This is a genomic window from Streptomyces sp. NP-1717 (genome assembly GCF_022695985.1).
Classification (GTDB): domain Bacteria; phylum Actinomycetota; class Actinomycetes; order Streptomycetales; family Streptomycetaceae; genus Streptomyces.
The window spans coordinates 36,556-58,446 of sequence record NZ_JAAPBF010000025.1; the positions used below are offsets into that span (position 1 = coordinate 36,556).

A 21,891-nucleotide genomic window follows, 5' to 3' on the forward strand; every position below is an offset into this window, starting at 1 on the left:
CTGGTGCGCCCGGACAGTAAGCCGCTGATCAGCGGCTTTCGCCCTCGTGGCCGTCCGGCCGGACCACGTGGCCGTCCGCCCGCGAGGCCGCCTGCGTGGCGAGAACGGCGGCCTGGATGCGCCGTTCGACACCGAGCTTGGCCAGCAGCCGCGAGATGTGGTTCTTGACCGTCTTCTCGGAGAGATAGAGACGTCCGCCGATCTCACGGTTGGTGAGTCCTTCCCCGATCAGTACGAGGATCTCCCGCTCACGGGGGGAGAGCTGCGACAGGGCGTCCTGCTCCGACGCCGCCCCGTCCTCCTCCCCGCGAAGGCTCTTCATCAGCCGGGTCGTGGTCGCCGGGTCGAGCATGGACTGGCCGGAGGCGACGGTCCGTACGGCCGCGACCAGGTCCGATCCCTTGATCTCCTTCAGTACGTATCCGGCGGCCCCGGCCATGATCGCGTCGAGGAGGGCGTCGTCGTCGTCGAACGACGTGAGCATCAGGCAGGCGAGGCGGGGCATGAGGGAGCGCAGCTCGCGGCAGACGGTGATTCCGTCACCGTCCGGGATGCGTACGTCGAGCACGGCCACATCCGGGCGCAGGGCCGGGCCACGCGCGAGCGTGTGGGCGGCCGTGCCCGTGTCGCCGACCACCTCGATGTCGGGTTCGGCGTCGAGGAGGTCCTGTACGCCGCGCCGTACGACCTCGTGGTCGTCGAGCAGGAAAACCCGGATCGGGTTCGAAGGCGAGAACTCCCGCACCTCGCTCATTTCGGCCCTTCCGCCGGTCGTGGACCTGATCCCCGTTCCATCGTGGCCCACCTTCCGGAACCGGGCCAGGGCCGAACGGGCCCATGCGCCCGCCGGAGGACTCCGGCTCTCCTCACGGGGCAGGCGCCTGGTCGGACCTCCCACGCGTGGGCGGGGCCGGTGGTGCGTTGGCCGGAAGCGCCCGCCGGGGGGAGGCTGGAATACGGCGCCCGGCTCTACGAAGCTCCGGAGGAACCGATGCGAGACGTGAGTACGCCGGTGCACGACCCGGCGACCGGCCCTGCCGCCGACGCAGGCAACGGCGCGGGCAAGGCCGCAGGCAACGGCGCGGGCCCGGCCCCGCGCACCGGCTCCGTCACCGACACGGAACTGGCCAACCTGGACGCGCACTGGCGTGCCGCCAACTACCTGGCGGTCGGCCAGATCTACCTCATGGGCAATCCGCTCCTTGAAGAACCGCTGCGCCCGGAGCACATCAAGCCCAGGCTCCTCGGCCACTGGGGCACCTCACCGGGGCTCAACCTCGTCCACACCCACCTCAACCGCGTCATCAAGGCCCGGAACCGGGACGCCCTGTGCGTCTGGGGGCCGGGCCACGGCGGCCCGGCGGTGCTGGCCAACGCCTGGCTGGAGGGAAGCTACTCCGAGACGTATCCGGACATCGGGCGCGACGCGGACGGCATGGCCCGCCTCTTTCGCCAGTTCTCCTTCCCGGGCGGGGTGCCCAGCCATGTGGCACCCGAGACCCCCGGGTCGATCCACGAGGGCGGCGAACTCGGCTACTCCCTCGCCCACGCCTACGGCGCCGCGTTCGACAACCCGGACCTCCTCGTCGGCTGTGTCATCGGCGACGGTGAGGCCGAGACCGGCCCCCTGGCGGCGTCGTGGCACTCCAACAAGTTCCTCGACCCGGTCCGCGACGGCGCGGTCCTCCCGATCCTCCATCTCAACGGCTACAAGATCGCCAATCCGACGGTGCTCGCCCGGATCCCCGAGCAGGAGCTGGACGAACTGCTGCGCGGTTACGGTCACGAGGTGCTGCACGTCACGGGAGACGAGCCGTACGCCGTCCACCGGGCCATGGCCGAGGCCATGGACACCGCGCTCGACACGATCGCCCTCATCCAGCGCACCGCCCGCGAGGAGGGTGTCACCGAACGCCCGCGCTGGCCGGTGATCGTCCTGCGTACCCCCAAGGGCTGGACTGGACCGGCCGCCGTCGACGGACTGCCGGTCGAGGGGACCTGGCGGTCCCATCAGGTGCCGCTGCCCGGCGTACGCGAAAACCCCGACCACCTGAGGCAGTTGGAGGCATGGCTGCGTTCCTACCGGCCGCAGGAGTTGTTCGGCCGTGACGGCCGTCCGCTCCCGCAGGTGCTGGACTGCGTGCCCGAGGGCCCGCTCCGGCTCGGCTCGACACCGCACGCCAACGGCGGCCTGCTGCTGCGGGATCTGCCCGTACCGGCCCTGGAGCCGTACGCCGTGCGGGTCGACCGTCCCGGCGCGAGCCTCAACCAACCGACGCAAGTCCTGGGCGACTTGCTGGAATCGGTCATGGAAGCCACGAGCGAGCGCCGCGACTTCCGCGTCGTCGGTCCCGACGAGACCGCGTCCAACCGGCTCCAGGCGCTGTACGGAGCCACCGGAAAGGCGTGGCAGGCCACGGCCCTCGGCGTGGACGAACACCTCGACCGGCACGGGCGCGTCATGGAGATCCTCTCCGAACACACCTGCCAGGGCTGGCTGGAGGGCTATCTCCTCACCGGGCGGCACGGGTTCTTCTCCTGCTACGAGGCGTTCGTGCACATCGTCGACTCGATGGTCAACCAGCACATCAAGTGGCTGAAGGTGTCCCGCGCCCTGCCGTGGCGACGGCCGATCGCCTCCCTCAACTACCTGCTCACCTCGCACGTCTGGCGCCAGGACCACAACGGCTTCTCCCACCAGGACCCCGGCTTTGTCGACCACGTACTCAACAAGAGCCCCGAGGTCGTACGGGTCTATCTGCCGCCGGACACCAACACCCTGCTCTCCGTCGCCGAGCACGTGCTGCGCAGCCGTGACTACGTCAACGTCGTCGTCGCGGGCAAACAGCCCACCTTCGACTGGCTCACCCTGGACGAGGCACGCGCGCACTGCGCACGCGGGGCGGGCGTCTGGGAGTGGGCCGGCACCGAGCGGGAGGGGGACGAACCGGATGTGGTGCTCGCCTGCGCCGGGGACGTACCGACCCAGGAGGTGCTCGCCGCCTCCCAGCTGATCCGCCGTCATCTGCCCCGACTCGCGCTGCGCGTCGTGAACGTGGTCGACCTGGCCAGGCTGCTTCCCGAGACGGAGCATCCACACGGACTGTCCGACAGCCAGTACGATGCCCTGTTCACCCGCGACAGGCCGGTGATCTTCGCGTACCACGGCTATCCGTGGCTGATCCACCGACTCGCCTACCGCCGTACCGGCCACCCGAATCTGCATGTGCGCGGGTACCAGGAGACCGGCACCACCACGACCCCGTTCGACATGGTGGTGCTCAACAAGATGGACCGGTACCAGCTCGTCATGGACGTCATCGACCGTGTCCCCGGGCTCGCGGTCCGGGCCACGCGGGCGCGACAGGCCATGGAGGACGCCCGCCTGCGCCACCACACCTGGATCCGGGAGCACGGGACCGACCTCCCCGAGGTGGCCGACTGGACGTGGCACCCCGTCACGCACGGCGGCGACGGGCCCACGCGTTGAGCCCCGCGCGGACGGACGAGGGCCGGACCGCGCACGCCTGGACCTGGACGTACGACGGATTCGACCCGGAGCGCGAACGCCTCCGTGAAGCGCTGTGCACCCTGGGCAACGGCTACTTCGCCACCCGCGGAGCGGCGTCCGAGACGTCCGAGGGCCCCTCGCACTCTCCGGGCACCTACGCGGCCGGCTGCTACAACCGGCTGACGTCGAGTGTCGCGGGGCGCCGGGTCGAGAACGAGGACATGGTCAACCTGCCCAACTGGCTGCCGCTGCGCTACCGCGTGCGCCCCGAGGGGCAGCGCCCCGGGCCGTGGCTGTCGCCCGGCGGCCCCGAACTCGTCGAGCACGGGCAGACGCTGGACCTTCGGCACGGCACACTGACGCGGCGGTCGCTGTACGCGGTGGGGGAGGGCGGCGGCCGCCGGCTGCGCGTGGAACAGCGCCGGCTGGTTCACATGGGCGAGCCGCATCTGGCCGCGCAGCGCACCTCGTTCACCGCCGAGGGCTGGGCGGGCGAGGTGGAGGTCGAGGCGGCCATCGACGGCGACGTACGGAACACGGGAGTCGAGCGCTACGCGGACCTCGCGAACCTGCATCTGACACGCTGGCGCACGGGCGCGGGTGCCGCCGCCGGCGGCGGAGCCTCCACTGGCAGCGCCGCCGCGCGGAGCGACACGGTGTGGCTCAGCTGCCGCACGCTCAGCTCCCACATCCGCATCGCGCTGGCCGCGCGGACCCGGGTGGCCGGACTCCACGGAACCGCGTCCCGTCACGGCGCCGCCTCCCGTACCCGCCTCACCGACCGGCAGGCCGTCCAGACCCTGACGATCCCCGTGGCGAGCGGCGGGACGGTGAGCGTCGACAAGACGGTCGCGCTGTACACCTCGCACGACCCGGCGATCAGCGGTCCCCTCACGGCCGCGACCGAGGCCGTACGGCGGGCGCCGGACTTCCCCCGGCTGCTCGCCTCGCACCAACGCGCCTGGGAACGGATCTGGCGGCGGGCGGCCCTCGACGTGCCCGGGGAGTCGGGCACGATTCTGCGTCTGCACCTGTTCCACGTACTCCAGACGCTCTCCCCGCACACCGCCGGCCTGGACGCCGGGGTACCCGCGAGGGGACTGCACGGCGAGGCCTACCGCGGACATGTCTTCTGGGACGAACTGTTCGTCCTGCCCTATCTGAACCTGCACTTCCCGGAGGTGTCCCGGGCGCTGCTCCGCTACCGCTACCGGCGGCTGCCCGCGGCCTGCCGCGCCGCGCGGGACGCCGGACGCGCGGGGGCGATGTACCCCTGGCAGAGCGGGAGCGACGGACGCGAGGAGTCGCAGGAACTCCATCTCAATCCGCGCTCGGGCCGCTGGCTGCCCGACCACTCCCGTCTCCAGCACCACGTCGGATCGGCGGTCGCCTACAACGTGTGGCAGTACGCGGAGGCGAGCGGTGACACGGAGTACCTGTACGGCGAGGGCGCGGAGACGCTCATCCAGATCGCCCGCTTCTGGGCGGACTCGGCGGTCTGGGACCCCTCGCTGGAGCGGTATCGCGTCCGGGGTGTCGTCGGTCCCGACGAGTACCACGACGGCTACCCGGACTCCTCGGTGCCGGGACTCGACGACAACACGTACACGAACGTCACCGCCGCGTGGGTGCTGACCCGGGCCCGGGAACTCGGCCGCGCCCTGCCGCCCGCGCGCCGGCGGGAACTCTTCGAGCGGCTGGGGCTGGATCCGGCCGAGCCCGACCGCTGGGACGACATCGCGCACCGGCTCCATGTGCCGTACCACGACGGCGTGATCAGCCAGTTCGACGGATACGCGGACCTCGGCGAACTCGACTGGGACCGGTACCGGAAGCAGTACGGCGACATCCGCCGGCTGGACCGGATCCTGGAGGCCGAGGGGGACTCGGTCAACCGGTACAAGGCGTCGAAGCAGGCGGACGTACTGATGCTCGGCCATCTCTTCCCACCGCGGGAGCTCGCGGGTCTCTTCCGGCAGCTCGGCCACCGGCTCGACGACGAGTCGTGGCGCGCCACCATCGACTACTACCTGCCGCGCACCAGCCACGGATCGACGCTCAGCGCCCTGGTCAGCGCGTGGGTGCTGGCCAGGGCGCGCAGGGACGAGGCATGGGCCTACGCCGAGGAGGCCCTCGTCGGGGACGTGGCGGACATCCAGGGCGGCACCACGGCGGAGGGCATCCATCTGGGCGCCATGGCCGGCACCCTGGATTTCGTACAGCGCTGTCTGACCGGGCTGGAGGCCCGCGGTGACGGGCTGCGGCTCGACCCCGCGCCACTGCCCCAGCTGTCGAAGTTCCGGGTCGGCATCCGCTACCGGCACCACTGGGACGTGGACCTGCGGATCCGGGCGCAGCGGATAAGGGTCGCCGTGCCGGAATCCGCGGAGGATCCCGTACGCGTCGTGATCGGCGACAGCGAGTCGACCGTCCCGCCCGGCACCGCCCGCTGGCTCGATCTGCCCGGGGACGGGGTCAGTCGGGCACGAGTACGGCGGCGCCGTCCACCCGGTCGCCCGCGAGATCGGCGAGCGCCCGGTCCGCCCGGCTCATCGGATACGGACTGACCGTGACCCGGATACCGATGCGTTCGGCGAGGGCCAGGAAGTCGCGGCCGTCCCGACGGGTGTTGGAGGTGACGCTGCGCAGGTCGCGCTCCTGGAAGAGATGGCGCTGATAGTTCAGCGAGGGGATGTCGGTGAGGTGGATGCCCGCGACGGCGAGCGTGCCGGACCGGTCCAGCGCCTCCAGGGCCACCGGCACCAGGTCGCCCACGGGGGCGAACAGGATCGCCGCGTCCAGTGGTTCGGGCGGGCGCCCGTACGCGCCGCCGGCCGACGCGGCACCCAGACTCAGCGCCAGTTCACGTGCCCGCGCCGACCTGGTCAGCACATGGACGGTGGCCCCCTCGGCCAGCGCGACCTGGGCCGCCAGATGGGCCGAGGCGCCGAAACCGTAGATCCCGAGACGCCCGCCCTCGGGCAGTGCGGCGCGGCGCAGCGCGCGGTAGCCGATGATCCCCGCGCACAGGAGGGGCGCGAGCGAGGCGGCGTCGTGGGACTCCGGGAGCGGATAGGCGAAGTCCGCCGGGACCAGCGCCAGATCGGCGAAACCGCCGTCCTCGTCCCACCCCGTGTAGACGGACCGGGGGCAGAGGTTCTCCCGCCCGGCCAGGCAGTAACGGCACTGCCCGCACGTGCCGCGCAGCCAGGCACCGCCGGCCCGGTCGCCGGCCCGGAACGACGTCACCGCCTCGCCGGCGGCGACGACGCGGCCGACGATCTCGTGGCCGGGGACGGTCGCGGGCCGCCGGGGCGCGAGATCCCCCTCGGCCAGATGCAGATCCGTACGGCACACGCCGCACGCCTCCACCCGCAGCAGCAGATCACCGGGCCCGAGCCCGGGTGAGCGACGCCGTACCCGCGCCAGGGGCCGCGTGCCGATGGGGCCGGGCCTCTCGACGGCCCAGCCGTGCGTCGTGCGCGCGGAGGCGGTGAACGTCATGCTTCAAGCGTGCGGCGGCCGCACGCCCGGGGCAAACGCCAACGACGCGGCCCGCGGTCCCACCAGGTCGCACTCGACATCCACCACACCCTCGACCGCCCGCACCAGCCGGGCCGCCAGCGGCACGAGCGCGGTGTCCCGGACGGTGCCGCCGAGCATGACGACCCCGTCGGCGACCGTCACCCGCACACGCTCGCCGGACACCAGGAAGAGCCCCTCGACCACTTCCTCCACCTCCTCCGCGAGATCGGCGTCGGAGCGCAGGAACACATCGAGCAGATCGGAGCGGCTGACGATCCCCCGCAGCATCCCGGAGCCATCGACCACCGGCAGCCGCTCCAGCCTCCCCCGCACCATGGTCCGCGCGGCCTGAGCCAGTGTCGCGTCCTCCCGCACGGTGACGGCGGGCCCACTCATGACCTCACCCGCCGTCACCGCCCCCGCCTTCCGCAGATCGTCCAGACGCCGCATCTGCTCAAGCCGACTGGGATCCGCGTTCCGGAACTCCTCCTTGCCGAGCAGATCCCCCTCGGACACCACCCCGGTGACCCGCCCGTCCCCCTCCAGAACCGGAACGGCGCTCACCTTCCACTGCCTCAAGGTCCTGACGACGTCCTTGAACCCGACATCCGGACCGACCGCGACCACAGGATCCGTCATCACATCGGCGACGACACACGGCCCGCGACGCATGGTCCCTCCTCGAACCGGAACGATCCCTCCACCGCCAAGTCTGCCGCCGCTGAGCGGACGACAGGAGGGGCCGAGGGGCCCTGACCAGGGGGGTCCGAAGGGTCACTCACGCGGAGGAAGAGCGGACGAAGCACGTGCCCTTCTCGCCCGGGAAAAGATGAGGCGCCAGACCGATGGCGAAGTCGCGGATGAGTACGTCGACGTCCAGATACGTCTTGGCGCGGCACTCCTCGAAGTTCTTGTCGACGCCCGCGATGAAGTCCCCCTTGTCGAACGGCTGGAACCGCTTCATCCGGGGATCGGAGTCCAGCGCCGCCAGCGTCATCCTCATCGGGTCGTAGACGACGAAGAAGTCCGCGTCCGCGCCGCTGCCGATGGCCTCCTCGTAGTCGTACGCCCTTCCGTTGGGGCCGTCGTTGTCGCGGGCGAAGACATTGCCCGCGCCGAGTTTCGTGAGCAGACGGCCCGTGAGGGTCTCCTCGCCGTGTCCGTGGACGAACTCGCAGCCACGCTCCGCCGAGACGCAGAGATAGCCGGCCTCACGGCCGTCGACCTTGCCGGAGACCGTGGAGACGACCTTGTCGAACCTGGACTTGATGGCCTCGAACTCGGCGTTCGCGGCGCCTTCGGCGTTGTAGAAGGCCGCGACCATCTTGATCCACTCGGCGGAGGCCAGGGCGTGCTCCTCCATCCGGTTCGACACGCTGATGCCCGGCAGGCCGGTGGAGCGGGCGTTGCTGACGTCGTCGAATCCCTCGCCGAATCCGGACATCAGGATGGCCTGCGTCCGGAGGCCGAGGACCGCCTCCCGGTCGAGATCGGTGTATTCGCCGATCGACATCGGGTTGCCCGCGTCCTCGACCACCCCCGCGTACCACGCGTCGGTCTCGGCGCTGCCGAGAAGTTGTCCGCTGAGGCCGGTGACGGTGTCGTTCTTGCCGAGGCGGTCCACCATGGCGAGCGCGTTGAACGAGGTGACCGACACCTTCGTCACCGGGACCTGGACGAACAGCGCGTTGGACAGGTCTCCCGTGGCCTTCGGTTTCGGGGTGCCGCACTGGTGGAGCACGTATCTGAGTGGATCGCCGCCCGCTTTCTCGGTGTCCGCCAGGGTGATGGTCTTGTAGGAGTCGTGGTAGCTGATGTCCCACAGCTCGGACTCGTCGACCGTGCTCTTGTCCGGGAAGTAGTCCCGGCCTTCGGCGTAGTCGGTGACACAGCCCTCCGGACCGTCCTGGGCCTTCGATTCGCCGGGCCCGGAGCCTCCGCAGCCGGTGAGGGCGATCGACAGGCCAAGCAGTACGGCGGCGATACGGATCATCTTCTTCACAGTGGTGCACTCCTGTGGGTCCAGGTACGGGGCGGTCGGTGCGCCGGGCGGGGTGTGGTGCGGTCAGGAATCGGGCGTCGGCCGGTGGGGCGTGGCCTTTTGACGCAGGTGTACGACGAGGGAGCCGAAGCCGCTCCCCTCCGCGTGCGCCGTGGCCGGTGGGCGCGGATCCTCGAACTTCCAGCGGCACGGCGTGCCGGGATCGACCCGTACGACGGGGCCGGAGGTGTCGTAGGTGGCCGCCCAGCCCGCCCGTCTCACGGCGTGCTCGGCCCACTGCCGCAGACGCCCTTCGGCGGCGACGTGGACGCGGGCGCCCGGCACACCGTGGTCGGCGACGACGATCGTGGCGGCGGCGTCGTCGAAGGACATGTTGTCTCCGGCGAAGGTCCGGCCGATGAGGCCGCCGTAGGCGAGGTCCTCCGGTGCGCTCGCCGTCACCGTCGAGCCGGGGCCCACGAGCCACACCTGGTCGGCGCGGCGCAGAGCGAAGCCCAGGTCGTGGGTGGACAGGACGATCGCCGCGCCGGTGGTCGCGGTGAGCCCGGTCAGCATCGCCGCCAGTTCGATGCGGCGCGCGACGTCGAGGAACGCCGTCGGCTCGTCGAGCACCAGCACCGCCGGCTCCTGCGCGAGAGCCCGGGCCACCATCACACGCTGCCGCTCCCCGTCGGACAGATCGCTCAGCGGCCGGTGGCGCAGTGCCTCGACCCCGGCGTCGCTCAGGGCCCGGTCGACGGCTGTGCGGTCCTCCCGGGTCTCGCGGCCGAGCCATGAGCGGTACGGCAGCCGGCCCAGCGCCACCACGGCCTCGACGTTCATCAGTCCCACGTCGACCGGTTCGGTGAGCGTGACCGCGAGCCGCCGCGCGCGCTGCCGGGGGGAGAGCGCCGCGAGGTCCGAGCCGTCGAGCAGTACGCGGCCCGCCAGCGGGGGCTGGGCGCCCACGAGGGTGCGCAGCAGGGTCGACTTGCCCGCGCCGTTGGGGCCGATCAGGGTGATCAGTTCGCCGGGCCGGGCAACGAGGTTCACGTCGCGGAGCACGGTGACGGCGGGGGCGCGACGGCGGCCGCGGTAGCCGGCGCCGACCGCGACGGCTTCCAGTGCGGGACGGGCTGTACCGGTCATCGTCCTTCCCTTCGGGCCCGTCCGGAGAGCAGGACCCAGAGGATCACCGGCGCTCCGACGAACGCGGTGACCGAGTTGAGCGGCAGGGTCGTGGTGGTGAGGCCGTTGCCGCCGGCGATGTATTCGGCGACGAGGACGATCACGGCCCCGATGAGGGCGCTGGCCGGCAGCACCAGGCGGTGGTCGGCGGTGCGCAGAAGGCCGCGGGCCAGATGCGGCGCGGCGAGCCCGACGAATCCGATGGCGCCGCAGTAGGCGGTGGTGACTCCGGAGAGCACGGCGACGCTGCCGAGGGAGAGGAGGTGGACCCGCCGGACGCTGATGCCGAGACTGCCCGCGTACCGCTCGCCCAGCAGCAGGGCGTTCAGGGGCTGGGCGAGGAAGACCGAGAGCCCGAGGACGGCGCCACACACCGCGGCGATCATCCCCAACTCGTCCCAGGTGACGTTGCGCACCGAGCCGCGAGTGAAGGTGGTCAGCGCCTGCAACCGGTCCGGATCGGTGTAGTAGATCAGCATGTCGACGGCGGCCCCGGCCAGATAGCCGAGCATGACGCCGACGACGAGGACGACGACCGGGTCACCGACGCGCCGGGCGACACCCAGGGCGACGACGAGCACCCCGGCCGCACCGGCGACGGCGGCGCCGGTGACGCCGAGTTGGCTGAGCACGCCCAGCCCGGCCAGCCATCCCACGCCGCCGGTGCCCAGGATGACGACGGAGGCCCCCAGGATGGCGCCGGAGCTGACCCCGAGGACGAACGGGTCGGCCAGCGGATTGCGGAACAGGGTCTGCATCTGGACCCCGCCGACCGCGAGTGCGGAGCCGGCGAGCAGTCCGGCGACGACCTTCGGCAGCCGGGCGTCCATGACGATGGTGCGGTTGATCTCGGACCCGGCCCCCCGGCCGGTGAGGATCCCTATCACCTCCCCGATCGGTATGGCGACCGAGCCCTGCGCGATCAGGACGACGACGGCGCCGAGAAGCAGGAGGACAAGCAGAAGGAACAGTCCTCCCACGTATCCGGCGCGTCGGCGCCGTCCCGACCTGCCCGGCGGTCGCGGCGGTCGCGGTGGCGGGGGCACGACGTCTCGCCCGGTCGTGTCCTCCGCATTCTCGGTCGTGTCCCCGACACCCGTGGCACTGTCCGGCACGGTGCACCCTGTTCTGTCACTCCGCTCGGTGCGGAACCAACTGTCACGGTGCAAGTCGTTCGGAACCGGGGCCGAGTTCCCGCGGCGCCCGGAAACACGACGTTCCCGAATCGGCCGGGCCGGGGGAACTCTCCGGGCCGCCCGCCCGACGTGTTGGGTGGACCCCCGTCGTACGGCACGGGCTCCCGTCGTACGGCACGGGCTCCCCGCCGTGCCCGACGGCGACTCGACCTTCCAGGAGGACCGTTCATGGAGAAGCACGGGCCGGAGACATACGGCGAACTGAACGCCGACGTGTACGACGAGTGGCACGACATCGACCCCACGGACGCGGTCGCGTTCCTCGCCCAGCTGGTCGGGGAGGGGCCCGCGGGACCGGTCCTCGAACTGGCTGTGGGCACCGGCCGGGTGACGATCCCGCTGGCGGCGGAGGGGATCGACCTGCGCGGGGTCGACGCCTCGGAGGCGATGGTGGCACGCATGCGTGCCAAGCCGGGCGGTGACCGGATCCCGGTGACCATCGGCGACATGGCGGACGTCGACCCGGGTACCGACGACCGGTTCGCGATGGTGTTCGTCGTGTTCTCCACGTTCTTCTTCCTGATGACCCAGGAGGAGCAGGTGCGCTGCTTCGCCAACGCGGCGCGCCGGCTGCTGCCCGGCGGCCGGTTCGTCCTGGAGTGCCCGACGCCGGACGTGGCGCGTTACGACCGCGACCAGCGCGTGGAGGCGCACCAGGTGGGTGTTGACCACGTACGTCTCACCACGGTCCGTCACGACCCCGTCGGGCAGCGCTTCCTGGGCCAGCACGTACTGATCACGAACGACGGAATCCGGCTGGCGCCCGCGTTCATGCGCTACGCGTGGCCCAGCGAACTCGACCTGATGGCCCGTCTGGCGGGCCTGGAATCCGTCGGCCGGTGGGGCGGCTGGCGCGGTGAGCCGTTCACCGGCGAGGGCAACTACGTGACCGTCTACGAGAAGCCCGCGACGCCGGCTTCCTGACCGTCCGGGGGGACAGGGGCTTCGCGGAGTTCCGCGGTGCCCCGGTCTCACACCGGTGCGCCCACCCCCGACCTCTTCCCGCTCGGCCGGCGCGTGGCCACGAGGAAGACCAGCGGCGGCAGCAGGACGCACTGCGCGGCGACGACCAGCCAGAACCCCGGAAGCAGCCCCGCCCGCTCGAACAGCCCGTACACGGCGCCGCCGATCACACCGCTCAGCAACGCGCCCACACCGACCGCCAGTCGCTGCTGGCCGAACGTCACCGCCGCCGAACGTTCCGACAACTCCAGCGCCTCCAGTTCGTTCTTGAGGAACAGCACCCCGGTGCCGACGCTCATCGCCGCCGCGCCGGCCGCCACACCGGCGGGACGGCCGGTGGCGAACGCGGCCATGCCGAGCGCCATGAAGGAGAAGCCGAACGCCATCGCGACCGAGTGGCGCGTGCGGCCCACCCACCGGGCCGCCAGCGGCTGGACCACCGCCAGGCCGAGCGAGTAGCCCATCATGATCGCGCCGTAGAGGGCCGTGGCCAGCCGCCCGTCCGCGTACACGGACAGGTATTGGTAGAACTGCATGTACAGGTAGTGGGTGAGTGCCGTCACCGCGAAGGGCACGCGGGCCAGACCGCGCAGCACCCGCCGGAAGGGCTCCACGGCCGGCTGCCCGCCCTCGGCCGGACGCTCGGGGCGCAGGAGGGCGTGGCCGGCCATGAGCACCGAGTAGAGGACCGTACTGAGCGTGAACAGCAGGGCGGGCTCGTGGAGGAACAGCGCCCCGGCCACCGGCCCCAGCGCGATGCCGAGGTTGCCGGCGGCGTTGCCCGCGGACACCACCTGCGGGCGCTGTTCGGCCGTCGCCGACTGCACCAGGTACGCGCGGTACGCGGGGGAGTAGAGCGCCCCCGCGCCGCAGCTGAGGAAGAGGGCCACCACCATCAGCGCGGGTTCGCCCATCCCGCCCAGGTAGGTCAGCGCGCCCAGGGTGTACAGACAGGTGGCGACCAGCAGGGAGCGCTTCAGCCCGATCCGCTCGGCGAGCGCGGCGGTGAACGGCGCGCTCGCGAACTGTACGAGCGTGGCCGCGCCGAGAATGACGCCGACCTGCGCGATCCCGATGCCCAGTCGCTCACGCAGCAGAACGGCGAGGTACGGGTATACGGCGAACGTACCGATGTTGACGAGCAACCCGCCTACCAGCAGCGCGAGTTGGGCGCCGGACAGGACGCGCCACGCCCGGAGGGCCGGGAAGCGCGCCCGGCGGGTGCTCGCGGAGGGCGGTGTCGACGTGGTCATCGCCGGCCGGCCCCGGGCCGGGCGCGTTCGCGTCCACGCATTGCCGCCTCCCTGATTTCCCCGAATCCGCCGGGTGCCCGGCGGCGCGCGGCCGACGCGGCGTCAGACCCGGTCGGTCGCGTCGGTCACCTCAGCCGCGCCCGTCCCCGCAGCCGGGTCGGTCGCATCGTTCGCCTCAGCCGTGTCCGTCCCCGCAGCCGCGCGGGCCGGGGGCTTCGCCGTGCCGGTCGCCCGGGGCCGGAGTCTGACGACGACGGCGACCACGGCCAGCGTGAACAGCGCCAGGCCCGCCCAGATCACCCATTTGTGCGGCCACGGCACGAGAGAGCCGGCATCGGGCGAGCGCCCGCCGTCCACACCGGTGACGACGACCGCCACCAGCCCCACGACGGTGGCTCCCACCACGATCCTGCCGAACAGCCGCGCACTGATCGGCAACGCGGCGTCGCGACGCCGGTCGCCGCGCAGTCGCAGGCGCTCGCCCGGGCGGGCCGGTGCCATCAGACGGACCAGGAGCAGCACGGCGATCGGGATCTGCAGGGCCCACACCATGGTGCGGAAGGGGCCGTCGAACCACGCCTGGCTGCTGTACAGCAGGGTGTGCCAGGCGCTGAGGACGTAGACGACGATGACGAACCGGTGCAGTGCCAGCCACATGCGCGATCCGGTGCGGTGCCGCAGATAGAACGCGAGACCCAGCGGGAGGGCCAGGTACATCGCGAGCAGGCCGATCAGGATGGCGACACGGCCGGTGCCCGTGGCGTAGCCGCCGGGTACGAAGACGTCGACGAACGCGGTCCAGACACTGCGTCCGAGCGACCACTGATCCTGGTTGGTCCGGATCTGGTCGGTGAAGAAGAAGAACGCGTGCATGAACATCAGACCGATGGTGGTCAGGCTCGTCGTGCGGTGCCACTTCTCCAGCCGCGTCCCGGGCAGCAGGCGCCAGCGGGGTCTCGGCCCCGAACGCAGCAGACCGAATATCACGGTCACGTAGGCCCACAGCATCGCCGACCAGCCGAACGCCTGGCACATCCAGTACATCCAGAACTCGCCCGCGTCCGCCATGTCCGGCATGAGCTTGACGGTCGCCGAAGTCCCGTTCTCCGCACGGACGTAGAGCAGCCAGTAGATCAACAGGGTGACCACCAGGGCCAGTGAGGCGTCCGGCACCGCGCCTCGCAGATCGGCCCGCAGCGCCGCCCAGTCGAAGCGAGTGCGCACTCTCCCCTCACGCGGAGCAGGCGTCATCGATCCCGAGGACTTCGCCATCACTCAACTCCGGTTTCCCTTATGACGCGCCGCGGGACACCGATGGTGAACAACCCGGGGCAACGTTGGTCTGTACCACTTCTCTGCGGTGGAGCGTAACGACGATTTCCCCACCATGGAAGAGAGTGATCCGGCCTCCGCATTTCCCGGCTATTCGAAAAAAACATCACCATCTCCGGGAACTTATCGGGGGAGTTGAACGACGGGAGTTCGCCGGTCACTCCCGGAAATCGGTCCGGTCGGGAACTCGGTCCGGGTCCGGGAACTCGGTCCGGTCCGGGCACCGGACGCGGACACCCACCGACACCTTGGACGCGCCCGGTCAGCTGCCCGGGCGCACCACGGTCGCCACCGCTCGGACGCTGTCACTGTGACGGAAGTGAAGGACGAACGGAACGGCGTCGCCTTCACTCCAGCGAGTCCCTTTCCTGAGCGTGACCATCACGTCCAGGCCGAACGGAGACATGGTCAGCGCCGCCCCTGCGGGAACCGCCGCCGAGTCCGCCATTCCCATGGAGTCGCCGCCTCCTCCGTTGCTCCGGTGGCGGCTGAGCATGGCCTTCGAAATGGCGGGCGACGTCACGGACACGAGCTCGTCGTCGGCACCGCCCGTGTTCGTCACGGTGAAGAACGCGGCCGTCTCCGTGTTGTCGCTGTACGGAAGGAAGATGTGCGGATCGCCGACCTCAAGGGCCGGCGGCCTGCCCGCCTGCCCCGCCCCGACCCACTGCGTCAGACCCGCAAGTGTCAGCACACAGGCGGTCCACGGGATGAGCCCGGCGTAAAGACCGTCGCGCAGCCGCTCGCGTGTGAGGTGCCATCCCGTCGAACTCCCGGGGGAGGGGCGGTCGGTCATCGCCGAAGTACTCCTTGCTTCTGGCGCGCTCCGCTCCCAGGGGCGCGCGAGGGCCGCCAGGCGCGCAGCCGGAGGCTGTTGCCCACCACGAGCAGGGAGCTCACGGACATCGCCGCGGCGGCGACCATCGGGTTGAGCCACCCCACGGCCGCGAGCGGCACGGTGACGGCGTTGTAGCCGAAGGCCCAGATCAGGTTGGTACGGATGGTGCCGAGGGTCCGCCGGGCGAGACCGATCGCGTCGGCGACCGACTCGATGCCGCCGCTCACCAGCGTCACGTCCGCCGCCGTGATGGCGACGTCCGTGCCGCTTCCCATCGCGATGCCCAGGTCGGCGCCCGCGAGGGCGGCGGCGTCGTTCACCCCGTCCCCGATCACCGCGACACGACGGTCCTCGGCGCGCAGACGGCGGACGAGGCCGGCCTTGCCCTCGGGGGTGCACCGGGCGTGCACCTCGCCGATGCCGAGTTCGGCGGCGACCGCTTCGGCGGCGGCCTCGCGGTCGCCCGTCGCCAGTACGGGTTCCACGCCCAGTCGCCTGAGCCGGTCGACCGCGCGGTAACTCCCGGGGCGCAGAACATCGCCCAGGGCGACGAGCGCCTCGTCCACCCCGTCGACGCGCACGCGTACCGCTGTGCGCGCCTTGGCCTCCGCGTCCGCCAGCGCTCGCGTCAGGGACTGCGGCATGTCGTCCCCGGGGGAACAGACCTCGACCCGGTGGCCGTCGACGAGACCGGTGACACCGATTCCGGCGGTCGCGGCGAACTCCGTCACCTCGGGCAACGGGTCGTCGGGGCGGGCACGTCGGGCGTACGCGGTGAGCGCCCGGCCGAGAGGGTGCTCCGAACCTCGTTCCACCGCACCGGCCAGCCGGACCACGGTCCGCTCACCGAGGCCGTCGGCGACCACCGTGACCTCGGTGACGCTCAGGTGCCCCGTGGTCAGGGTCCCCGTCTTGTCGAGGATCACCGTGTCGATGTGCCGCAGGGTCTCCAGCGCCCGGGGACCGCTGACCAGTACGCCGAGTTGAGCGCCGCGGCCCGTGGCCGCCAGCAGCGCGGTGGGGGTCGCCAGGCCCAGGGCGCAGGGGCAGGCGACGACCAGGATCGCCACGCACGCGGTGACGGCGGACTGCGGGTCGGCCCCGGCACCGAGCCAGAAACCGAGCACGGTGACCGCCAGGGTCAGGACGACCGGGACGAAGCCGCCCGCCACCGAATCGGCGAGTCGCTGGGCGCGGGCCTTTCCGGCCTGGGCCTCGGTGACGAGGCGGGTGATGCGGGCCAGTCGGGTGTCCGTCCCGACCGCCGTGGTACGAACGGTGAGCAGCCCTCCGGCATTGACCGCCGCCCCGACCACCGCGTCGCCGGGGGCGACTTCGACAGGGTCGCTCTCCCCGGTGACCAGGGACAGGTCGAGCGCGGAGCTGCCGGAGACCACGACGCCGTCGGTGGCGACCCGTTCGCCCGGCCGGACGACGAACTCCTGCCCCACGCGCAGCTGTTCGACGGGGACGTTGCGTTCTTCGCCGTCGACCAGCACCGTCACGTCTCTGACACCCAGTCCGGCGAGCGCGCGCATCGCCTGCCCGGTGGCGCGCCGTGCCCTCGCCTCCAGGAAACGTCCGGTCAGGACGAACAGCGGTACACCGACCGCCGCTTCGAGATAGATATGAGGCACCCCGTCGCCCGCCGACGGCAGGAACGTGAACGGCATACGCATGTCCGGATCGCCCGCGCCGCCGAGGAAGAGGGCGTAGGAGGACCAGGCGAAGGAGGCCACCACGCCCAGCGACACCAGCGTGTCCATCGTGGCCGACGAGTGCCGCACTCCCGCGAGCGCGCGACGGTGGAAGGGCCAGGAGCCCCACGTCGCGACCGGGGCGGCGAGCGCGAAACAGAGCCACTGCCAGTTACGGAACTGCAGGTCCGGAACCATGGACAGCACCAGGACCGGTACGGAGAGCAGCGCCGTCACCACCAGCCTCCGGCGCGCCTCGGCCGCCTCCCCCGCATCGGGCTCCCCGGCCGGCTCCGCACCCTCCAGGGGTCCGGGCGGCAACGGCAGTCGGGCGGTGTAGCCGGCCCGTTCGACGGTGGCCACAAGGACCTCGGGAGTGATGTCCGCGGGATGGCTGACGCGCGCGTTGCCGGTGGCCAGATTGACCGAGGCGATGACTCCTCCGAGCCTCGCCAGCCGCTTCTCGACCCGGCCCACGCACGCCGCGCAGGTCATCCCGCCGACCAGGATGTCCGTGGTGACCGGCGCGGAACTCCTGGTCTCCGTGCTCACTCCCCGCCGCCCGAGTGCATACCGCCCATGTCGCCCATGCCGCCGCTGTCACCCGTGTCGTCACCGGGTGGACCGCCGGGCGGGTCCTGGGGCCCGGTGTCCGTGGAGCGCATGCCGGGAGCGACCGGGCCGACCGCCGAGCCGACCGCGTACGACACCCCGAAGACCACCACCAGCAGAACCAGGAACGAGGTCGGCGCCGGCGGCGGCACACATCGCTTCAGCAGTGCCACCACCCGCCGGAGGAAAAGCCCACGCCGCTCCGCCATCACCGCTCCAGGAAAGAGATTCTCCGCCGACTGCCGGACGGCCGAAGGGAATTCGCGGCCGTGGTCCTTGCTGCCCGAAGATCCATGCTGACACGGGGCGGGCTCACAGGGCCCGGTCGCACGGCTCGTTCACATGTGAGGATTCTCCCGCCGAGGCGCGGGAACTCCGAAAGCCGGTCGCCCGACAACGGCCGCGGCGCAATTGTGTTCAGCGGGTGCCCCTTTATCAGTCGGTGGGCGGAGCCATTCGGTTCCCCGCTTTTCCAAGACTTCCCTCCCGCGACAGATATCCGTTTCTCCATGGCCGGACATTGCGGAACCGCCTTTTCCAGGCGTGATCGCGGTGCGACGATGAGTCCGCCATGCCCCTGGGTCCGTGCTTCCGAGGAACGAGGGCCGCGCTGTTCGCGGTCGTCAGCGTGATCCTCGCTGCCTTGGGCCACGTCCTCATGTCGGGGACGGCCGTTCCCTGGTGGACGGTGCTCGTCGCGGGCGGGGTCACCGGCGCGGTGGGATGGTCACTGACCGGCGAGGAGCGCGGATTCCCCGTGGTCCTGTCCGTGGTGGTCGCCGTCCAGGCTCTGCTGCACTCCTGGTTCGCCCTGGCCCAAGTGGCAACGCGCCCCGCCGATACGAGTGACGCGCCGATCACGGAACAGTGGATCCGGCACATGCTCTGCCAGGTACCCGCCAGGACGTCGGCCGACCACACCCATCACATGACGGCCGGGATGCCGGCCGTGCCCGACACCATGGCCCTGGGCGCCGGACAGAGCGGCATGACATCGTCCGGCATGCTCTCCGCGCATCTGCTGGCCGCGCTGCTGTGCGGCCTCTGGCTGGCATACGGGGAGCGGGCCGCCTTCCAGTGCCTGCGGGCCTGCGCCGGCTGGGTGGTCGCACCCCTGCGTCGGCCGCGCGCCCGGCCGGTACCCGCCGCTTTGCCGCGCGTACGGGCCGCTTCCCCGCACACCATCGGCGGACCGCGGCGACCGCCGCACGCCGACGCCGTCACCTCACGGGGCCCGCCCACGGGAACGGCTGTCGTCTGACAGCCCGACTCCCGTGACCACGACGGTTCGTACCGGCGCGGCCACGGTGCCCGGCCCTGCCAGAACGGGGCCGTACCAGTGGGCCGGAGCCGCCTCGCAGCGGCGTCCGGACCGACCCGGATTCCACGAAGGACACCAGGCGATGACGCATGCCCTGACGCGACCCGCGCAGAGAACCAGCCGCATACGAACACCGAGCCTCCCGCACACGGACGAGGAGACCATCACACTCTGGGCCCTCGCCGCGGGCGAAGGCGACACGGACGCCGTGGAACGGTTCGTCGGCGCCCTGCACCGCGACATCTGGCGGTACTTGGCGTACCTGAGCGGCGACCCGCAATCCGCCGACGACCTCACCCAGGAGACGTTCCTGAGGGCGCTCGGCAGTCTCCCCCGGTTCGAGGGCCGTTCCTCCGCCCGCACGTGGCTGCGGTCGATCGCCCGACGCTCATTCATCGACAGCCTCCGTCACGCGGCCGTCCGGCCGGTCGTCTCCGACGAGGTGGACTGGTGCGTCGCGGCCGAGAACGCCGGACCGCGGGGCGTCCCCGGATTCGAGGAGGGCATCGCGCTCGCGGAGTTGCTGGCCTCCATCCCGGCGGAACGGCACGACGCCTTCGTACTCACCCAACTGCTCGGCCTCCCCTACGAGGAAGCGGCCCGCACGATCGGCTGCCCGGTGGGCACGATCCGCTCCCGGGTCTCCCGCGCCCGCGTCCACCTGATCGACATGCTCACCGCCGCCGACCACCCCTGCCCGGCCTGAGACGACCAGCCCCCGACGAGTGCCCGGTCGGGGGCGGGGCGCAACGACGAGGACCGCCACCCCGACCATCGGGGTGGCGGCCCTCGCAGCACTTCTGACGTCACGTCAGCGAATCGGTCCGGCGGGTGCGTGGGCTCTGCGCCCAAGTGGCCGGACCTCGCGGTCTAGATGTCGAAGTAGAGCTCGAACTCGTGCGGGTGCGGGCGCAGTTGGATCGGGGCGATCTCGTTCGTGCGCTTGTAGTCGATCCACGTCTCGATCAGGTCCGACGTGAACACGCCGCCCGCCTGGAGGTACTCGTTGTCGGCCTCCAGGGCCTCCAGCACCGCCGGGAGCGAGGTCGGGACCTGGGCCACGCCCGCGTGCTCCTCCGGGGCGAGTTCGTAGAGGTCCTTGTCGATCGGCTCCGCAGGCTCGATCTTGTTCTTGATGCCGTCGAGGCCCGCGAGGAGCAGCGCAGAGAAGGCCAGGTACGGGTTGGACGACGGGTCCGGGGCGCGGAACTCGACGCGCTTGGCCTTCGGGTTGGAGCCCGTGATCGGGATGCGCATCGCGGCCGAGCGGTTGCGCTGCGAGTAGACCAGGTTGACCGGGGCCTCGAAGCCGGGGACCAGGCGGTGGTACGAGTTCACCGTCGGGTTCGTGAACGCCAGCAGCGACGGCGCGTGCCTGAGGATGCCGCCGATGTAGTAGCGGGCGGTGTCCGACAGACCCGCGTAACCCTGCTCGTCGTAGAAGAGCGGGTCGCCGCCGGCCCACAGGGACTGGTGGACGTGCATGCCGGAGCCGTTGTCACCGAAGATCGGCTTGGGCATGAAGGTCGCGGTCTTGTTGTTGCGCCAGGCGACGTTCTTCACGATGTACTTGAAGAGCATCAGGTCGTCGGCCGCGGCGAGCAGCGTGTTGAACTTGTAGTTGATCTCGGCCTGGCCGGCGGTGCCGACCTCGTGGTGCTGGCGCTCGACCTGGAGCCCGACGCCTTCCAGCTCCAGGGAGATCTCGGCGCGCAGGTCGGCGAAGTGGTCGACCGGCGGGGCCGGGAAGTAGCCGCCCTTGTAACGGACCTTGTAGCCGCGGTTGTCCTCGGTGGAGCCCGTGTTCCAGGCGCCGGCCTCGGAGTCGATGTGGTAGAAGCTCTCGTTCGACGTCGTGTTGAAGCGCACGCTGTCGAAGACGTAGAACTCGGCCTCCGGGCCGAAGTACGCGGTGTCCGCGATACCGGTGGAGGCGAGGTACGCCTCGGCCTTCTTCGCGATGTTGCGCGGGTCGCGGCTGTACTGCTCACCCGTGATCGGGTCGTGGATGAAGAAGTTGATGTTCACCGTCTTGTCGCGACGGAAGGGGTCCACCCGAGCGGTCGACAGGTCCGCGCGAAGCGCCATGTCCGACTCGTGGATCGCCTGGAAACCGCGGATCGACGAGCCGTCGAAGGCCAGCTCGTCCGCCGGGTCGAACGCCTTCGCCGGGATCGTGAAGTGCTGCATCACGCCAGGCAGGTCGCAGAAGCGGACGTCTACGAATTTCACGTCCTCGTCCGCGATGAACTTCTTGGCCTCGTCGGCGTTCTGGAACATCCAGCTCCTCCTCCTCCCGTCCCGGGGAGGGGCGGGGGTTTATCGCTACTGGTCGTGCGGCCAGTGCGGTGGCACACGCAGGACCCGACCATAGGTATGCGGGATTTCTCAGGCATGACCCGTTTGTTTCGCCGAAGTTAACCGGCCTGGGTGTGTGCCGTTCCACAGACAGGCCACCGCGGCCGGAAACGACC

17 protein-coding genes are annotated in these 21,891 nt (G+C 71.1%); 5 read left to right on the forward strand and 12 right to left on the reverse strand.

Translation table 11 applies throughout. The features are described from left to right. Positions 1-28: 28 nt before the first annotated feature. On the reverse strand, positions 29-754 hold the full coding sequence (locus GXP76_RS08295; RefSeq protein ID WP_242570784.1) for a response regulator transcription factor: 726 nt from the start codon (positions 752-754) through the stop codon (positions 29-31). Positions 755-1,123: 369 nt separating this feature from the next. Between GXP76_RS08295 and GXP76_RS08300 the strand changes: the two genes are divergently transcribed. Next, on the forward strand, positions 1,124-3,490 hold the full coding sequence (locus tag GXP76_RS08300; RefSeq protein WP_242570801.1) for a phosphoketolase family protein: 2,367 nt from the start codon (positions 1,124-1,126) through the stop codon (positions 3,488-3,490). Then, positions 3,487-6,078, forward strand: coding sequence for a glycoside hydrolase family 65 protein (locus GXP76_RS08305; protein ID WP_242570802.1), 2,592 nt, complete (start codon positions 3,487-3,489; stop codon positions 6,076-6,078). The genes GXP76_RS08300 and GXP76_RS08305 overlap by 4 nt, the downstream gene beginning before the upstream one ends. On the opposite strand, the gene GXP76_RS08310 is transcribed toward GXP76_RS08305, so the two are convergent. From GXP76_RS08310 to GXP76_RS08330, 5 genes are all read right to left on the reverse strand, one after another. After that, positions 5,987-7,015 (reverse strand): zinc-binding alcohol dehydrogenase family protein, encoded by a 1,029-nt coding sequence (locus GXP76_RS08310; RefSeq protein WP_242570785.1) that lies wholly within the window; start codon positions 7,013-7,015, stop codon positions 5,987-5,989. The genes GXP76_RS08305 and GXP76_RS08310 overlap by 92 nt on opposite strands. Before the next feature lie 3 nt (positions 7,016-7,018). Continuing rightward, positions 7,019-7,708 carry a CBS domain-containing protein gene (locus GXP76_RS08315; RefSeq protein ID WP_242570786.1) on the reverse strand — a complete coding sequence of 230 codons (690 nt, stop codon included), beginning with the start codon at positions 7,706-7,708 and terminating at the stop codon, positions 7,019-7,021. A 106-nt stretch (positions 7,709-7,814) separates the two neighbouring features. Next, positions 7,815-9,029: an ABC transporter substrate-binding protein gene (locus GXP76_RS08320; RefSeq protein ID WP_242570803.1), complete on the reverse strand. Its 1,215-nt coding sequence runs from the start codon at positions 9,027-9,029 to the stop codon at positions 7,815-7,817. Positions 9,030-9,101: 72 nt separating this feature from the next. Further along, positions 9,102-10,166: an ABC transporter ATP-binding protein gene (locus GXP76_RS08325; RefSeq protein ID WP_242570787.1), complete on the reverse strand. Its 1,065-nt coding sequence runs from the start codon at positions 10,164-10,166 to the stop codon at positions 9,102-9,104. Further along, positions 10,163-11,185 carry an iron ABC transporter permease gene (locus tag GXP76_RS08330; RefSeq protein WP_242570788.1) on the reverse strand — a complete coding sequence of 341 codons (1,023 nt, stop codon included), beginning with the start codon at positions 11,183-11,185 and terminating at the stop codon, positions 10,163-10,165. Before GXP76_RS08330 ends, GXP76_RS08325 begins: the two co-directional genes overlap by 4 nt. A 384-nt stretch (positions 11,186-11,569) precedes the next feature. Between GXP76_RS08330 and GXP76_RS08335 the strand changes: the two genes are divergently transcribed. After that, positions 11,570-12,325 carry a class I SAM-dependent methyltransferase gene (locus GXP76_RS08335; protein ID WP_242570789.1) on the forward strand — a complete coding sequence of 252 codons (756 nt, stop codon included), beginning with the start codon at positions 11,570-11,572 and terminating at the stop codon, positions 12,323-12,325. Between the two features lie 47 nt (positions 12,326-12,372). Here the strand turns inward: GXP76_RS08335 and GXP76_RS08340 are convergent, their stop codons facing one another. The 5 genes from GXP76_RS08340 to GXP76_RS08360 all read right to left on the reverse strand — a co-directional run bounded on the left by GXP76_RS08340 (position 12,373) and on the right by GXP76_RS08360 (position 18,305). Next, a complete protein-coding gene (locus GXP76_RS08340; protein ID WP_242570790.1) occupies positions 12,373-13,617 on the reverse strand; it encodes an MFS transporter in 1,245 nt (414 codons plus the stop codon). A gap of 102 nt (positions 13,618-13,719) precedes the next feature. Next, the gene (locus tag GXP76_RS08345) at positions 13,720-14,841 is read right to left on the reverse strand and encodes a ferric reductase-like transmembrane domain-containing protein (RefSeq protein WP_242570791.1); all 1,122 of its coding nucleotides are present in this window, start codon (positions 14,839-14,841) and stop codon (positions 13,720-13,722) included. A 370-nt stretch (positions 14,842-15,211) separates the two neighbouring features. Beyond that, positions 15,212-15,745, reverse strand: coding sequence for a copper chaperone PCu(A)C (locus GXP76_RS08350; protein WP_242570792.1), 534 nt, complete (start codon positions 15,743-15,745; stop codon positions 15,212-15,214). After that, positions 15,742-17,979 carry a cation-translocating P-type ATPase gene (locus tag GXP76_RS08355; RefSeq protein ID WP_242570804.1) on the reverse strand — a complete coding sequence of 746 codons (2,238 nt, stop codon included), beginning with the start codon at positions 17,977-17,979 and terminating at the stop codon, positions 15,742-15,744. Before GXP76_RS08355 ends, GXP76_RS08350 begins: the two co-directional genes overlap by 4 nt. Positions 17,980-18,032: 53 nt before the next feature. Continuing rightward, the gene (locus GXP76_RS08360) at positions 18,033-18,305 is read right to left on the reverse strand and encodes a hypothetical protein (RefSeq protein WP_242570793.1); all 273 of its coding nucleotides are present in this window, start codon (positions 18,303-18,305) and stop codon (positions 18,033-18,035) included. A 362-nt stretch (positions 18,306-18,667) separates the two neighbouring features. Here GXP76_RS08360 and GXP76_RS08365 point away from each other — a divergent pair, with 362 nt between their 5' ends. Both GXP76_RS08365 and GXP76_RS08370 read left to right on the forward strand, forming a co-directional pair. Further along, a complete protein-coding gene (locus GXP76_RS08365) occupies positions 18,668-19,357 on the forward strand; it encodes a hypothetical protein (RefSeq protein ID WP_242570794.1) in 690 nt (229 codons plus the stop codon). 142 nt (positions 19,358-19,499) lie between these two features. Further along, positions 19,500-20,123 (forward strand): sigma-70 family RNA polymerase sigma factor, encoded by a 624-nt coding sequence (locus tag GXP76_RS08370; protein WP_242570795.1) that lies wholly within the window; start codon positions 19,500-19,502, stop codon positions 20,121-20,123. A 164-nt stretch (positions 20,124-20,287) separates the two neighbouring features. On the opposite strand, the gene glnA is transcribed toward GXP76_RS08370, so the two are convergent. After that, positions 20,288-21,697, reverse strand: a complete 1,410-nt coding sequence (gene glnA, locus GXP76_RS08375) for a type I glutamate--ammonia ligase (RefSeq protein WP_242570796.1) — start codon at positions 21,695-21,697, stop codon at positions 20,288-20,290. Positions 21,698-21,891: the final 194 nt, after the last annotated feature.

Bases quoted from the DNA above. Each gene is read 5' to 3' on its own strand.
- GXP76_RS08295 (WP_242570784.1), bottom strand. From the start codon at position 754: ATGAGCGAGGTGCGGGAGTTCTCGCCTTCGAACCCGATCCGGGTTTTC.
- GXP76_RS08310 (WP_242570785.1), bottom strand. From the start codon at position 7,015: ATGACGTTCACCGCCTCCGCGCGCACGACGCACGGCTGGGCCGTCGAG.
- GXP76_RS08315 (WP_242570786.1), bottom strand. From the start codon at position 7,708: ATGCGTCGCGGGCCGTGTGTCGTCGCCGATGTGATGACGGATCCTGTG.
- GXP76_RS08320 (WP_242570803.1), bottom strand. From the start codon at position 9,029: ATGATCCGTATCGCCGCCGTACTGCTTGGCCTGTCGATCGCCCTCACC.
- GXP76_RS08325 (WP_242570787.1), bottom strand. From the start codon at position 10,166: ATGACCGGTACAGCCCGTCCCGCACTGGAAGCCGTCGCGGTCGGCGCC.
- GXP76_RS08335 (WP_242570789.1), top strand. From the start codon at position 11,570: ATGGAGAAGCACGGGCCGGAGACATACGGCGAACTGAACGCCGACGTG.
- GXP76_RS08340 (WP_242570790.1), bottom strand. From the start codon at position 13,617: ATGACCACGTCGACACCGCCCTCCGCGAGCACCCGCCGGGCGCGCTTC.
- GXP76_RS08350 (WP_242570792.1), bottom strand. From the start codon at position 15,745: ATGACCGACCGCCCCTCCCCCGGGAGTTCGACGGGATGGCACCTCACA.
- GXP76_RS08355 (WP_242570804.1), bottom strand. From the start codon at position 17,979: ATGACCTGCGCGGCGTGCGTGGGCCGGGTCGAGAAGCGGCTGGCGAGG.
- GXP76_RS08360 (WP_242570793.1), bottom strand. From the start codon at position 18,305: ATGGCGGAGCGGCGTGGGCTTTTCCTCCGGCGGGTGGTGGCACTGCTG.
- GXP76_RS08365 (WP_242570794.1), top strand. From the start codon at position 18,668: ATGCCCCTGGGTCCGTGCTTCCGAGGAACGAGGGCCGCGCTGTTCGCG.
- GXP76_RS08370 (WP_242570795.1), top strand. From the start codon at position 19,500: ATGACGCATGCCCTGACGCGACCCGCGCAGAGAACCAGCCGCATACGA.
- glnA (WP_242570796.1), bottom strand. From the start codon at position 21,697: ATGTTCCAGAACGCCGACGAGGCCAAGAAGTTCATCGCGGACGAGGAC.